At 62.8% G+C, this 13,578-nt stretch carries 15 protein-coding genes; 12 read left to right on the forward strand and 3 right to left on the reverse strand.

Annotated features, from left to right (window positions below):
• Window position 1: 1 nt before the first annotated feature.
• Complete coding sequence (locus IM739_RS04200; protein WP_237369970.1) at window positions 2-799, reverse strand: alpha/beta hydrolase; 798 nt, start codon at window positions 797-799, stop codon at window positions 2-4.
• 191 nt (window positions 800-990) lie between these two features.
• On the opposite strand from IM739_RS04200, the gene infC reads away from it, so the two are divergent.
• The 11 genes from infC (at window position 991) to IM739_RS04255 (ending at window position 10,556) form a co-directional block, all read left to right on the forward strand.
• Window positions 991-1,527 carry a translation initiation factor IF-3 gene (infC, locus tag IM739_RS04205; RefSeq protein ID WP_081593159.1) on the forward strand — a complete coding sequence of 179 codons (537 nt, stop codon included), beginning with the start codon at window positions 991-993 and terminating at the stop codon, window positions 1,525-1,527.
• A gap of 235 nt (window positions 1,528-1,762) precedes the next feature.
• Window positions 1,763-2,311 carry a hypothetical protein gene (locus tag IM739_RS04210; RefSeq protein WP_237369971.1) on the forward strand — a complete coding sequence of 183 codons (549 nt, stop codon included), beginning with the start codon at window positions 1,763-1,765 and terminating at the stop codon, window positions 2,309-2,311.
• Between the two features lie 214 nt (window positions 2,312-2,525).
• Complete coding sequence (locus tag IM739_RS04215) at window positions 2,526-3,038, forward strand: PepSY domain-containing protein (protein ID WP_237369972.1); 513 nt, start codon at window positions 2,526-2,528, stop codon at window positions 3,036-3,038.
• 3 nt (window positions 3,039-3,041) lie between these two features.
• Window positions 3,042-3,707 (forward strand): response regulator transcription factor, encoded by a 666-nt coding sequence (locus IM739_RS04220; RefSeq protein ID WP_237369973.1) that lies wholly within the window; start codon window positions 3,042-3,044, stop codon window positions 3,705-3,707.
• Window positions 3,704-5,032, forward strand: coding sequence for a sensor histidine kinase (locus IM739_RS04225; RefSeq protein ID WP_237369974.1), 1,329 nt, complete (start codon window positions 3,704-3,706; stop codon window positions 5,030-5,032). Before IM739_RS04220 ends, IM739_RS04225 begins: the two co-directional genes overlap by 4 nt.
• 161 nt (window positions 5,033-5,193) lie before the next feature.
• Complete coding sequence (gene rpmI / locus IM739_RS04230) at window positions 5,194-5,397, forward strand: 50S ribosomal protein L35 (protein WP_025425550.1); 204 nt, start codon at window positions 5,194-5,196, stop codon at window positions 5,395-5,397.
• A 37-nt stretch (window positions 5,398-5,434) separates the two neighbouring features.
• Window positions 5,435-5,839 (forward strand): 50S ribosomal protein L20, encoded by a 405-nt coding sequence (rplT, locus tag IM739_RS04235; RefSeq protein ID WP_113139608.1) that lies wholly within the window; start codon window positions 5,435-5,437, stop codon window positions 5,837-5,839.
• A 125-nt stretch (window positions 5,840-5,964) separates the two neighbouring features.
• Entirely contained in the window at window positions 5,965-7,050 is a 1,086-nt protein-coding gene (gene pheS / locus IM739_RS04240; protein WP_237369975.1) for a phenylalanine--tRNA ligase subunit alpha, read from the forward strand.
• A gap of 94 nt (window positions 7,051-7,144) precedes the next feature.
• Complete coding sequence (locus IM739_RS04245; RefSeq protein WP_230170334.1) at window positions 7,145-7,435, forward strand: DUF2442 domain-containing protein; 291 nt, start codon at window positions 7,145-7,147, stop codon at window positions 7,433-7,435.
• Window positions 7,432-9,855: a phenylalanine--tRNA ligase subunit beta gene (gene pheT, locus IM739_RS04250; RefSeq protein ID WP_237369976.1), complete on the forward strand. Its 2,424-nt coding sequence runs from the start codon at window positions 7,432-7,434 to the stop codon at window positions 9,853-9,855. The genes IM739_RS04245 and pheT overlap by 4 nt, the downstream gene beginning before the upstream one ends.
• A 92-nt stretch (window positions 9,856-9,947) precedes the next feature.
• Window positions 9,948-10,556 (forward strand): flavin reductase family protein, encoded by a 609-nt coding sequence (locus IM739_RS04255; protein ID WP_237369977.1) that lies wholly within the window; start codon window positions 9,948-9,950, stop codon window positions 10,554-10,556.
• A gap of 20 nt (window positions 10,557-10,576) precedes the next feature.
• Here IM739_RS04255 and IM739_RS04260 read toward each other — a convergent pair whose 3' ends face one another.
• On the reverse strand, window positions 10,577-11,500 hold the full coding sequence (locus tag IM739_RS04260; protein ID WP_237369978.1) for a DMT family transporter: 924 nt from the start codon (window positions 11,498-11,500) through the stop codon (window positions 10,577-10,579).
• A gap of 280 nt (window positions 11,501-11,780) precedes the next feature.
• Between IM739_RS04260 and IM739_RS04265 the strand changes: the two genes are divergently transcribed.
• Window positions 11,781-12,530 carry a helix-turn-helix domain-containing protein gene (locus IM739_RS04265; protein WP_237370974.1) on the forward strand — a complete coding sequence of 250 codons (750 nt, stop codon included), beginning with the start codon at window positions 11,781-11,783 and terminating at the stop codon, window positions 12,528-12,530.
• Window positions 12,531-12,540: 10 nt separating this feature from the next.
• On the opposite strand, the gene IM739_RS04270 is transcribed toward IM739_RS04265, so the two are convergent.
• Window positions 12,541-13,539, reverse strand: a complete 999-nt coding sequence (locus tag IM739_RS04270) for an aldo/keto reductase (RefSeq protein WP_237369979.1) — start codon at window positions 13,537-13,539, stop codon at window positions 12,541-12,543.
• Between the last annotated feature and the right edge of the window lie 39 nt (window positions 13,540-13,578).

Genomic DNA, 13,578 nt, shown 5'->3' on the forward strand with positions numbered 1-13,578 from the left:
CTCAGATCATCGCGGCGATCGCCGCTTTCATCCGCGAAATATCCTCCGGCCGCGACAGGCGGTGGTCACCGTCGCGAACGAGTGTCAGGACGACATCGTCCGCCGGCAGGAATTCCATCAGCTTCAGCGCGTGCTTGTAAGGCACGTCGGGATCCTTCATGCCCTGCAGGATATGCACCGGGCAGCCGGTCTCGATCATGCCGGTCAGCACCTGGTTCTGCCGGCCATCCTCGATCAGGGCGCGGGTGAAGATGTTCGGCTCGGGACTGTATTCGGACGGTTCCTCGAAATATCCGCGTTCGGCCAGCGACTGCTTTTCCGCCTCCGACAGATGCGGCTCGATCAGGTCGATGGTGAAGTCGGGCGCCGGCGCGATCAGCACCAGGCCTGCGATGTCGAAGGCAAGGCCGAGACGCCGGGCTTCCTGGATGACCCGAAGTGCGATCCAGCCGCCCATTGACGAACCGACCAGGATCACGCGCCGGGCACCCGAGGCGGAAATCACCGCCAGGGCCTCTTCCGTCCAGCGCGAGATCGTGCCCAGGCGAAATTCGCCACCGGATACGCCATGGCCGGAATAGTCGAAGCGGATCGCCTGGAGGCCGTGTTCGGCAGCGAGCAGATCCATTTCGACCGCCTTTGTGCCCGACATGTCGGAGCGATAACCGCCGAGCCAGACCAGTGCGGCCTTTTCGTCGGTGCGGGTGGCTGGCCGCGTGATGGTCGCAATCTCGCGTTGATCGCCGAGCGGACCCACCGAGATGCCTCTTTCGACGAGACTATGCGAGATTTCGGACATGTAGCGGCTCCTTTTTTGCTGATTTGCTGTAAAACACATTCAGGAAGTGACGGACAACAGGTGATTTTCTGTCCGGACCATGGTATTGACACTGCCGCTGTATTCGCCACATAGGCCTTCGGCGCGCATCGCGTCGCCAGACTTTGTCTAGACTTTGCAGTGCACGGAAATAATTCAAGGAGAATACGACCATCCGCAGACCGTTCAAAACCGATGCCCCCGTAAAGGATGGGCCGCGCTCCAATCGAGAAATTCGCGTTCCGAAAGTCCAGTTGATTGATGACGAGGGCCAGAACCTCGGCGTCGTGGCGACGGATCAAGCGCTTCGAATGGCGGAAGAGGCCGGACTGGATCTGGTCGAGATTTCCCCGAATGCGGAGCCTCCGGTCTGCAAGATCCTCGACCTCGGCAAGCTGAAATATGCCAACCAGAAGAAGGCAGCTGAAGCGCGCAAGAAACAGAAGATCGTTGAGGTCAAGGAAATCAAGATGCGCCCCAACATCGACACCCATGACTATGAGGTGAAGATGAAGGCGATGAACCGATTCTTTGAAGAGGGCGACAAGGTCAAGGTGACCCTGAAGTTCCGCGGCCGCGAAATGGCCCACCAGGAACTCGGCATGAAGCTGCTGCTTCAGGTCAAGGAAGACACCGTGGCGATCGCCAAGGTCGAAGCCGAGCCGAAGCTCGAAGGCCGCCAGATGATGATGGTTCTGGCCCCGAAGTGATTGCCTGCACGAGAACGCCGAAATCAGCCGCCCGCAAGGCGGCTTTTTTCATGCCCGTTTTTCGACCATCCGCTGCAAGCGCCGCTCGATCATCCTGAACGCCGGCAATCGTACCCGGTCATTCCCGCCCCTGCTTTCCTGACAGCTTGCTGACAAGCCGCGCGGGCATCCTGTCAGGCGCCGTGCTGCATAGTGCGATCATCCAAACGATGGATCTGCAACACGGAGAGAAACGATGACCTGTCTTTTGCGTAGAGCCCTGCTGGTTTCCAGCACCGCCGCCGTCGCCCTGACGCTGCTTCCCGCCCTCGGCGCCACGCTGCCATCACCCGTCGCCTCGATGATTGTTTCCGTCGCGGAAGCCCGCGGCGGTGACGATGATGGCTCCGACGATAGCGGCGGCGATCGCTCGGACGACAGCGGCCGGCACGGGTCCGACGACAGCGATGATCGCGACAGTGATGACGACAGCAGCGGTCGTCACGGCGGTGATGACGACAGTCGCGACGACGATCATGGCCGCCACCACAGCAGCGACGATGATGACGACAGCGACGATGACGACAGTGCCGACGACCGGGGCCGTGGTCGAGGTCGCGATGATGTGCGCCTCGTCGTCAACGACGCCCAGCTCAATGGCCTTCGCAATGGCTCGATGATTGCCGTCGACCAGAACGGCAACCGTCTGCGCTACGAGCTTGAGGAAGAACACGGCCAAACCGAGATCAAGCTTCGCGCGCCAAAAGGCACGCTCACCAAGGTGACGGTCATCCCCGCCAGCTGACCGCCATAGAAACGCGCGAAGCCCATCCGCCCGGGCAACCCCTTTCGCCGTTTCGCCCCGCCCGGCGCCCCCGGGCGGGGAACCCGTCTTTGCCGGTGGCAAGGCCGGTCAACACGCGTTACGTTCAAGCCGTTGCAGCACTGCATCCAGATCAGCCTGCACTCATGTCAGCGCCCAAAGAGCCCAAAAGAGCAAGGAAAATTCCCGAAAGCCCATGGATCGTCGCGCATTTCTTCACCTGCTGTTGAGCCTGCCCACGGCGCTCACCGTGTTGGCACGGATCGATCCCGCCTGGGCTGATGACGACAGCGATAGCGATAGCGATAGCAGCAGTGACAGTGACAGCAGCGGACACGGCTCAGGCGGCAGCGACGATTCCGGTGATGACTCCGACAATTCAGGCCATGGCAACAGCGATGACAGGGACGATGACGGCAATGAGGATGACGACGACAATTCGGGCAGCGGCAGTGGCTCGAAAGGTCGCGATCGTGACGCCGATCATGTTCGGGCGCGCGATGCCGTCCGGCAGGGACGTATCCTGTCGCTGCGCCAGATCCTCGACAAGGTCGATGAGATGAAGGCGGGGCGTGTGATATCGGTCGATCTCAACCTCGAGGCACGCACGCCGTATTACGCCCTGAAGGTAGAAAGCGCCAAGGGCAGCGTGCGCAGCCTGAGGCTGAATGCCGAGACCGGCCGCAAGCTCTCGGCATTTGGGTGGTGATGCATGCGTCTCCTGCTCGCCGAAGATGATCTGGGCATTGCCGAATACACGCGCACCAAGCTGGAGGCCGAAGGCTTCGTTGTCGAACACATGACCAGCGGCCCCGAGGTCTGGGCGGAGGGCGAGACGGGCGACTACAACGCCATCATCCTCGATCTCGGCCTGCCCGGCATGGATGGGCTTTCCATTCTCAAGCGCTGGCGGGCCGCCGGCCTCGACACGCCGATCCTGGTGCTGACGGCCCGGGGCTCGTGGATGGAGCGCGTCGACGGCTTCGATGCCGGCGCCGACGACTATCTTCCCAAACCGTTTCGCAGCGAGGAACTGGTGGCGCGTCTCAAGGCCTTGCTGCGCCGCGCCGGCGGTCGGCCGAAGTCCGTGGTGACGGCCGGCCGTTTCGTGCTCGATGATCTTGCCCGGCGTGTCACTTACGACGGCCAGGCACTGGAGCTGACGCCGCTCGAATATCGCCTTCTGGCGCTGATGATTGCCGAGCCCGGTAGGGTCTTCGATCCGCTGCAGATTGCCCGCCATGTGCAGGGTCGCGACGATGACCAGGCCAGGAATGCCGTCGAGGCGATGATCGCCCGCATCCGCCGCAAGACCGATGCCGATGCGATCGAGACCCGCCGCGGTTTCGGCTATGTCCTGCTGGATGGCAAGCCATGATGCAGTCGCTGCGGCTTCGTCTCGTCATCGGAGCCATGGTGGCCGTGGTGCTCATCCTGTTGCTGGTCGGCTTCGGCCTCAGCCGCATCTTTTCCGACTATGTCGCCGAGCGCTACCGCACCGACATGGCCGCCGTCATCGACCAGCTTGCGGCGGGCCTCGAGCTGAAAAACGGCAAGGCAATGCTGGACCGCAAGCCGGCCGATCCGCGTTTCGACCTGCCGGGCAGCGGATTGTACTGGCAGATCGTCTCGGAACGCGGCGAGGTTTTCCGCTCGCGCTCGCTCTGGGACCTGGAGATTCCGGTGGCAGCACTTTTGCCGGGCGATTACGGCTTCAGCACCACGCAGGGGCCGGACGGCGCCCAGCTCTTCGTCCACAGCCGCCGTATATTGGTCGAGGAACCGGACGGCTCGCGCAATTTCACCCTGTTGGCCGCCTTCGACCGCTCGGTGATGGACGACGCCCTGCTCGACTATCACAGCGCCATCGGTTTCATGCTGGCGCTGACCGCGGCGGTGCTGGTCGCGGCGGCCTTCCTGCAGATCGGCATTGGTCTTGCACCGCTCGCCAGCCTGCAGTCCGATGTCGCCCTAGTGCGTTCCGGCTTGAGCCGGGCGGTGAAGGAAGGCGGGCCGCGGGAGCTGCGTCCTCTTGTCGGGGAGCTCAATCATCTGCTGCGCGAGCGTGAAACGGCGATAGAGCGCGCCCGCGCAAGGGCAAGCGATCTTGCCCATGGCCTGAAGACGCCGTTGACCGTGCTCCTGCAACTGGCCGACAATTTGCCGATCGCCCAGCGCGATCTCGCCCGCCAGCAGATCGACTTGATCCGCCAGCGTGCCGACCGGCAATTGCAGTCGGCAAGGCTCGGTGTCGAACAGATGGCCGTCACCGAACTGGGGGCTCTGGTCGGCAAGCTGGTTTCGGTGCTGAAGCCGGTGACGGAGCATCGCGGGATCGACTGGCGCATCGCCATCGACGAGGCCCTGACCGTCGACATGGATGCGGCCGATCTGGCCGAGGCAATCGGCAATGTGCTCGACAATGCCACCCGGTTTGCCGCAACCGTCATTCAGGTGACCGGTCACATCGACGGCACGGGCCTGCTGATTGATGTCGAGGATGACGGCGAAGGTGTTGCCGAGGAAGCGTTGTCGGGCATTGCCGGGCGCGGCGTGCATCTCGATGACAAGGATCCGGGCTCGGGCCTTGGACTGGCGATTTCGCAGGATGTGCTGACGGCCTATGGTGGATCCATGCGCTTCAGCCGTTCATCGATGGGTGGCCTGAAGGTCACGCTCGCCGTGCCACGCAACAGTGCCTGACGCGAGGTTTGAAGATTCCGGCCTGCCCCCGTTGCGCTTTTTCGGTCCTGCGGTTATAAGCCCCCGTCCGAACGGTCCGGCAGGGCATGCCGTGGCCGTTCTTTATGCTTGAAAACAGGCTTCGTCTGCCTGTTTCGATACAAGAACAATGGAGTAGCAAAATGCCCAAGATGAAGACGAAGTCCTCCGCCAAAAAGCGGTTCAAGATCACGGCAACCGGCAAGGTCCGTGCAGCTGCTGCTGGCAAGCGCCACGGCATGATCAAGCGGTCCAACAAGTTCATTCGTGACGCACGCGGCACGATGGTTCTGGCTGAACCAGATGGCAAGAAGGTCATCAAGAACTACCTGCCCAACGGTCTCTGAGACTTAGGCACTTTTGGATCATTAAGGAGATCATGACATGGCACGCGTAAAACGTGGCGTAACTTCCCGCGCCAAGCACAACAAGGTATTCAAGGCAGCCAAGGGCTTCTACGGTCGCCGCAAGAACACCATCCGCGCAGCAAAGGCTGCCGTGGACCGTTCGAAGGCATTCGCCTACCGCGACCGCAAGGTCAACAAGCGCAACTTCCGCGCTCTGTGGATCCAGCGTATCAACGCGGCTGTCCGCGAATTCGGCCTGACATATGGCCGCTTCATCGACGGCCTGAACAAGGCTGGCATCGAAGTCGACCGCAAGGTCCTGTCCGACATGGCCATCCATGAGCCGGCAGCCTTCGCGAAGCTCGTTGACGTTTCGAAGAAGTCGCTCGCCTACCTCAAGGAAGCCGGCACGACCAACGAGTTTGAAAGCGCGGTCAAGTAAGCCAGCGCTTCCCGACTGAATTTCAAGTATTGGGAAACCCGCGCTGGGACGGCTGGCGCGGGTTTTTCTTTGACCGTTAGGCCGTGACGGTATCACGGCGCGACATGAAGGGCAGGAAACGGAAAATGTCCGATCTCGACAGTTTGAAGACCCAGCTTCTCGCCGATATCGCCGCCGCCGCGGACGAGCCGGCGATCGAGGCGGTACGCGTGGCGGCCATGGGCAAGAAGGGTTCGGTTTCCGAACTGCTGAAGACGCTCGGCGCCATGACGCCGGAAGAGCGCCAGACGCGCGGCGCCGCGATCAACGCGCTGAAGAACGAGATTACCGAGCAGCTGACCGCCCGCAAGGCCGATCTCAAGGACGCGGCGATCAATGCCCGCCTCAAGGCCGAGACGCTGGACGTGTCGCTGCCGGTGCGCTCCTCGCCCGCCGAGCGCGGCCGTATCCATCCGATCAGCCAGATCGTCGACGAGATCACCGCGATCTTTGCCGACATGGGTTTCTCGATCGCCGAAGGTCCGGATATCGAGACCGACTATTATAATTTTACCGCGCTGAATTTCCCCGAAGGTCATCCGGCCCGCGAGATGCACGATACGTTCTTCCTCCAGCCGGACGAGAACGGCGAGCGCAAGGTGCTGCGCACGCACACCTCGCCGGTCCAGGTGCGCACCATGGAGGCGCAGAAGCCGCCGATCCGCATCGTAATCCCGGGCAAGACCTATCGCCAGGACAGCGACGCCACCCATTCGCCGATGTTCCATCAGGTCGAGGGCCTGGTGATCGACAAGACGGCCAATGTCGCCAACATGCGCTGGATCCTCGAAGAATTCTGCAAGACCTTCTTCGAGGTCGACAATGTCGTGATGCGCTTCCGCCCGTCCTTCTTCCCGTTCACCGAGCCGAGCTTCGAAGTCGACATCCAGTGCGACCGCTCCTCGGGCCCGATCGTCAAGTTCGGCGAGGGCAAGGATTGGATGGAGATCCTCGGCTGCGGCATGGTTCACCCGAACGTGCTGCGCGCTGGTGGCCTCGATCCGGACGAATACCAGGGCTTCGCCTGGGGCATGGGCCTCGACCGCATCGCCATGCTGAAATACGGCATGCCGGACCTGCGCGACTTCTTCAACGCCGATGTCCGCTGGATGAGCCACTACGGCTTCCGCCCGCTCGACGTGCCGACGCTGTTCGGCGGCTTGAGCAACTAAGCGGCAAAGACGAATGACCGGCCCCGCTGGGGGACGGGACGGACAGGTGGGCCGAAGGCTTCCCTGTCCGGTGAGAATTGAAGGCAAATGAAACGTGATTGAACATCTTGATAACATGCGGCCGGTCGACGCGCTCTGCGGCGACGACCTGCTGCATGTGGAACTGACGGACGGTCGTATCGTCAGTGTCCCGGTCTGGTGGTATCCGCAGCTTCAGGACGCGATGCCGGTGGAACGGAACAACATAGACTTCATGCCGAAAAGCATGCACTGGCCCGACATCGAACTCGATATCTCGGTCATCAGCCTGCTTCTCGGCGAAAAGGCGCCAGGCGCACGATCGCCGGACGTTTCGGACAAGATTCAGGTGGAAACGAGACAATGAAATTCACACTCTCCTGGCTGAAAGATCATCTCGATACCGATGCGAGCCTCGACCAGATCTGCGAGCGCCTGACGGCGATCGGCCTCGAAGTCGAGGATGTCGACGACAAGGCGGCGTATCGGCCCTTCGTCATCGCAAAGATCCTGACGGCGGAAAAGCATCCGGAAGCGGACCGGCTGAAGGTGCTGAGCGTTGACGCAGGCGATGGCAAGCCGGTGCAGATCGTCTGCGGCGCGCCGAATGCGCGCGCCGGCATGATCGGCGCGCTCGCACGCCCCGGCACCTATGTGCCCGGCATCGACGTGACGCTTGCCGTCGGCAAGATCCGCGGCGTCGAAAGCCACGGCATGATGTGCTCTGAAAAGGAGCTCAACATGTCCGACAATCACGATGGCATTATCGACCTGCCCGAGGATGCGCCGGTCGGCACGTCGTTTGCCACCTATGCCGGGCTCGACGATCCGCTCATCGAGATCAACCTGACGCCCAACCGTCCGGACTGCACCTCGATCTTCGGCATCGCCCGCGATCTGGCCGCCTCCGGCCTCGGCACGCTGAAGCAGCCGAAGGCGCCGGGCTTCAAGGTCGAGGGCGAGACGCCGCACGAGGTGAAGATCGTGCTCGACGACGAGCGCCTGTGCCCGGGCTTTGCCTATCGGCTGGTGCGCGGCGTCAAGAATGGCCCGAGCCCGAAATGGATGCAGCAGCGCCTGCTCGCCATCGGCCTTCGCCCGATCTCCGCATTGGTCGACGTCACCAACTACATGACCTTCGACCAGGGCCGTCCGATGCATGTCTTCGACGCTGACAAGGTCAAGGGTGTGCTGACCGTGCGCCGCGCCCAGGTCGGCGAGGAAGTGCTGGCGCTCGACACCCGCACCTACAAGCTGAACCCGGCCAATGTCGTGATCGCCGACGACAATGGCGTTGAATCGATCGGCGGCATCATGGGCGGCGAACATTCAGGCTGCGACGAGAACACCGTCAACGTGCTGATCGAATCGGCCCTCTGGGATCCGATCAACATCGCCAAGACCGGCCGTAGCCATGGCATCATCACCGATGCCCGCTATCGTTTCGAGCGTGGCGTCGATCCGGAATACACGGTTCCGGGCCTCGAGCGCACTACCGAGCTGGTGCTGGATATGTGCGGCGGCACGGCAGCTGTGGCAAAGGTAGCCGGCTACAAGAAGCATGAGAAGAAGGTCGTTGATTTCCCCTTCGCGGAAGTCAAGCGCCTGACCGGCCTGACCGTGTCCAACGACGAGGCCCGCGCCATCCTCACCGGCCTCGGCTTCGAGGTCTCCGGCTCCGGCGAACGGGTCTCGGTTTCGGTCCCATCCTGGCGTCCGGATGTCGATGGCAAGGCCGATCTGGTCGAGGAAGTCATGCGCATGCATGGCGTCGACAATATCAAGCCGGAACCTTTGCCTTCGATGGGCTCGGTCAACGGCAAGATCCTGACCACGCTGCAGATCCGCACCCGCACCGCCAAGCGCGCGCTGGCGGCACGCGGCATGATGGAAGCGGTCACCTGGTCGTTCATTTCGGCAGACCATGCCAAGCTGTTCGGTGGCGGCAAGCCCTCCCTGAAGCTGGTCAATCCGATCGCGGCCGACATGTCGGACATGCGGCCTTCGCTGCTGCCTGGCCTCCTGACGGCTGCCCAGCGCAATGCCGACCGCGGTTTTGGCGATGTGGCGATCTTCGAAGTGTCCGGCACCTATGAAGCCGATACGCCGGAAGGCCAGCGGCGCGTCGCCGGCGGTATCCGCCGTGGCACGGCCTCGCTTGCCGGCGCCGGCCGGTCCTGGTCGAATGCCGCCAAAGGCGGCGGCAAGCCGGTCGATGTCTATGACGCCAAGGCCGATGCGCTGGCGGTTCTCGAAGCCTGCGGCCTGCCGATGACCAATATCCAGATCGAGCAGGGCGGACCGGAATGGTTCCATCCCGGCCGCTCCGGCACGATCAAGGCCGGTCCGAAGGTGATCCTCGGCTACTTCGGCGAATTCCATCCGAAGACGCTGGAAGCGCTCGATGTGTCGGGCGCGTTGTGCGGCTTCGAGGTGTTTGTCGACGCCTTGCCCGAACCGAAGAAGAAGGCGACCCGCACGAAGCCGGCCCTCGAGCTTTCGCCCTTCCAGATGGTCAAGCGCGACTTCGCCTTTGTTGTCGAGAAGTCGGTCGAGGCCGGTGCGATCATCAAGGCGGCCACCAGCGCCGACCGCAAGCTGATATCAGGCGTCAACGTCTTCGATATCTTCGAAGGCGCCTCGGTTGGCGAAGGCCGGAAGTCGGTGGCGATCGAAGTCTTGATCCAGCCGTCGGACAAGACGCTGACGGACGAGGATTTCGACGCGCTGACGAAGAAGATCGTCGCCAATGTCGAAAAGAACACCGGCGGCAGTCTTCGGGCCTGATCCGACGGTTCAACCAGGGGCGGCTTTGCCGCCCTTGTTCATTTCGGAGCGCCTGTCCGACGGATGGCGGACGCTTGGAGCGGGGATAATGCATGTCTGCAGGTTTCGATTTCACCGCGCTGTCGGCGCGCGACAAGTACAAGCTGATGATCGGCACGATCATTCCGCGGCCGATCGCGCTGGTGACGACGGTCGACACGGAAGGCCGCATCAACGCGGCACCGTTCAGCTTCTTCAACTGCCTGTCGGCTGACCCGCCGATCCTGGCGCTTGGGGTGGAAAACAATCCCGACATGTCGTTCAAGCATACCGGCGAGAACATCCGGATGACGGAAGTCTTCACCGTCAACATCGTCTCGTTTGCCATTGCCGAAGCCATGCATGCCTGTGCTGCGAAACATCCGCGCGGCGTCAATGAGCTGGAACAGGCGGGGCTGACCGCCATGCCCGGGGTAAAGGTCGCCTCGCCATGGATCAAGGAGGCGCCGGCGGCCTTCGAGTGCCGCCGCCATGTCAGTCTCGAACTCGGCAAGTCCCGGCAGATCATCCTGGGCGAAATCCTGTTTGCCCACTATCAGGACGGCCTGGTCGATGATCGCCTGCATGTCGATCCGGCCGGCATCGATGCCATCGCAAGGCTTGGCGGCGATACCTGCTCGACGATCCGCGACCGGTTCGAGATGCTGACCCCGACGCTCTAAGGGCGCCCAGTCGATTGCGTTCAGGGCGAAGGGCTGCCTGCCGCTGCGGGGCTTGGAGCCGGATCGGTCTGTCGCGCGGTGGGCCGTGCGAAGATCACCACATTGCCGGCAAGCGTCAGCGCGAGACCGAGGCCGCCGAGCAGGGTCCAGTGATATCCCTCATAGACTGTCGACAGCGAGAGCGCGACGACCGGGAAAAGCACGGTCGTATAGGCGGCCCGGGATGAGCCGATGCGTGCGACCAGCATCAGATAGGTGGTGAAGCCGACCACCGAGCCGATCGCGGCGAGATAAAGCATCGCAAACAGGTAACGTCCGTCCGGCGGTGCGATGACCGGTGTGCCGGTTACGGCAATAAGGGTCAAAAGGAAGATCGCGCCGTAGCTCATCCCCCAGGCATTGGCGGTTGCGGGCTTTATGCCGGCGGCGCTGTTGCGGCGCGAGACCATGTTGCCGAGCGAAAAGAACAGCGTGCCGAGCGCCGACAGGCCCACACCTTTCCAGGTATCGACATCGAACTCCACGAGGATATCCGGGCCGAACAAAAGCATCAGGCCGGATGCGCCCAGTGCCGCCGCCACCAGCGTGCGGCTGGTTATCCGATCACCGAAGAAAAGTCGGGCATTGATGGCGTTGTAGATCGTCGCCAGTGAGAAGATCACCGAGATCAGGCCGGATGGAACATAGCTTGCGGCATTGTAGAAGCAGATGAAATTGCAGCTGAACAGGCAGAGCGCCTGCGCCAGGATGAACGGCTGGTGGCGCAGTGCCGGAACCTTGAGCTTGCCCATGACGGCAAGCACAACGAGAAAGATCAGCGCGGCGGTAGCGAAGCGGTAGAAGACCGACACCAGCACCGGAACCGGCCCGACCTGCATGGCAATGGCGATCCAGGTCGTGCCCCAGATGATGACGGTGGAAACGAACAGGATGATATTGGTCATGAGGCCCTCGCTATGATGGCGCACAGTTAGCGCCGGCGCCGGGCGGCTTCTTGCACGATCTTGCGGTGAAGTGCGGCCTCTGTCCGATGTCCAGCGCTTCGCGGATGGCACCGGCGCGAGATTGCGCTAAGATGAGCGCCAGTTTCCAGGGTCGTTCATGTTGCTTCAGCACCAGTCCATCTTCAGCTTCCTCTCCGCCTCGCCGCGTGCGCAGGCGGTCGGTACGCTTGAGCTTGGTTCCGGTTGTTCGGCGGCGATCTGGCGCAATGCCGATGACCGGATGAGCTACCAACGGCCGGATGGCCACACGTTCAGTCTCTATCTGCAGGGAGGCGCCGGCACCCGTCGTCTCGACGGCGGCGCGCTGAACGGCTGGCCCGGCGCCTTGTGTATCATGCCGCAAGGCGCTTCGTCGGAATGGGAAATCACCGATGCCTTCGAATTCGTCCATCTTTATGTGGCGGATGACGAGCTGCGGCGGGCTTTCACCGAGACCGTCGAGCGGGATTGCCGGCTGATGGTCATGCCCGAGGCGACATTCGACCATGCCCCTGCGCTCGCCGCAGCCTTGCACAGGGTGGCCGATGCGACCCGTGCAGGCGATGCGCTGCTGGCCGGCGAGGCGATGACGGAAGCCTTTGCCAGCCTGTTTGTGGATCCCCGGTATGGCGGATCGCGGCCGATCGCCATCAAGAGCGGCCTGGCACCCGCCGTCCGCCGGCGGATCACTGACTATATCGAGGCGCATCTCGACATGCAGGTGAGCCTGGCGGAACTCGCCGCGATTGCCGGCCTCAGCGAGTTCCACCTGCAACGCATGTTTCGCGCGAGCTGTGGCGTTTCTCCGCATGGCTGGGTCCAGCATCGGCGGCTTGCCCGCGCCAAGACACTCTTGGCGGGAGGCGATCCGATTGCCCAGATCGCGTCCGCATGCGGCTTCAGCAGCCAAAGCCACATGACCCGTGTGTTCAAGGCGATGACAGGAACGACACCATCGGCCTATCGGCACAGCGTCGCCGCCCGCGCCTGATGTCTTCGCGCTATTTGTTGGCCATCTGCGCCATGCGCTCGGGATAACGGGCGCCGGCCACCTTGGCGGGCGCCAGCAGGTCTCCAAGCGCGGCGAGGTCTTCCGGTGAAAGCACGATATCGGCGGCGGCGACATTCTTTTCCAGGTTGGCGATCTTGGTAGTGCCGGGGATCGGCACGATGAAATCGCCCTGCGCCAGCACCCAGGCAAGGGCCAGCTGGCCGGGTGTTGCGCCCTTGTCGGCGGCCATCTGTTCGAGCGCTGTCACCAGCGCCAGGTTGGCGTCGAAATTCTCCTGGCTGAACCGCGGCAAGGAGCGGCGGAAATCATTGGCGGCCATGCCGTCGAGCGACTTCAGCGCGCCGGTCAGCACGCCGCGGCCGAGCGGCGAAAACGGCACGAAGCCGATGCCGAGTTCGCGGCAGGTGTCGAGCACGCCATTGTCTTCCGGATCGCGGGTCCATAGCGAATACTCGCTCTGGATGGCGGCGATGGGATGGATTGCATGCGCCCGGCGCAGCGTCGCGGCACTGGCTTCCGACAGTCCGAGCGCCCTGACCTTGCCCTCGCGTACCAGATCGGCCATGGCGCCGACCGTGTCTTCGATCGGCACGTTCGGATCGACGCGGTGCTGGTAGTAGAGGTCGATGACCTCGACGCCGAGCCGCTTCAACGAGGCTTCGGCGACCGCCTTGACATGGTCGGGCCGCGAATCCGTGCCGCCCGCACTGGCGTCATTGGGGTTGTCGACATTGATCCTGAAGCCGAACTTGGTGGCGATCTGGATCCGGTCGCGATGGGGCCGCAAGCCTTTGCCGACCAGGATTTCGTTGGTGAACGGGCCATAGATCTCAGCCGTGTCGAACAGCGTCACGCCGAGTTCGACCGCGCGTGCCAGGGTCGCCAGCGAGCCGGCCTCGTCGCCGGTCTGCGTATAGCCATGCGTCATACCCATGCAGCCGAGGCCGAGGGCGGAAACGGAGAGGGAACCGAGCTGTCTTGTCTTCATGGTGCTTGTCTTCATGGTGCTTGATCTTTCGCGGAAGCG

The sequence above is a fragment of the Rhizobium sp. SL42 genome (assembly GCF_021729845.1).
GTDB lineage: Bacteria > Pseudomonadota > Alphaproteobacteria > Rhizobiales > Rhizobiaceae > Allorhizobium.

Coding starts and splice junctions, on each gene's coding strand:
- IM739_RS04270 (WP_237369979.1), bottom strand. CDS start 13,539: ATGAAGACAAGACAGCTCGGTTCCCTCTCCGTTTCCGCCCTCGGCCTC.
- rpmI (WP_025425550.1), top strand. CDS start 5,194: ATGCCCAAGATGAAGACGAAGTCCTCCGCCAAAAAGCGGTTCAAGATC.
- IM739_RS04255 (WP_237369977.1), top strand. CDS start 9,948: ATGTCTGCAGGTTTCGATTTCACCGCGCTGTCGGCGCGCGACAAGTAC.
- pheS (WP_237369975.1), top strand. CDS start 5,965: ATGTCCGATCTCGACAGTTTGAAGACCCAGCTTCTCGCCGATATCGCC.
- rplT (WP_113139608.1), top strand. CDS start 5,435: ATGGCACGCGTAAAACGTGGCGTAACTTCCCGCGCCAAGCACAACAAG.
- IM739_RS04260 (WP_237369978.1), bottom strand. CDS start 11,500: ATGACCAATATCATCCTGTTCGTTTCCACCGTCATCATCTGGGGCACG.
- IM739_RS04265 (WP_237370974.1), top strand. CDS start 11,781: ATGAGCTACCAACGGCCGGATGGCCACACGTTCAGTCTCTATCTGCAG.
- IM739_RS04200 (WP_237369970.1), bottom strand. CDS start 799: ATGTCCGAAATCTCGCATAGTCTCGTCGAAAGAGGCATCTCGGTGGGT.
- IM739_RS04210 (WP_237369971.1), top strand. CDS start 1,763: ATGACCTGTCTTTTGCGTAGAGCCCTGCTGGTTTCCAGCACCGCCGCC.
- pheT (WP_237369976.1), top strand. CDS start 7,432: ATGAAATTCACACTCTCCTGGCTGAAAGATCATCTCGATACCGATGCG.
- IM739_RS04220 (WP_237369973.1), top strand. CDS start 3,042: ATGCGTCTCCTGCTCGCCGAAGATGATCTGGGCATTGCCGAATACACG.
- IM739_RS04225 (WP_237369974.1), top strand. CDS start 3,704: ATGATGCAGTCGCTGCGGCTTCGTCTCGTCATCGGAGCCATGGTGGCC.
- IM739_RS04215 (WP_237369972.1), top strand. CDS start 2,526: ATGGATCGTCGCGCATTTCTTCACCTGCTGTTGAGCCTGCCCACGGCG.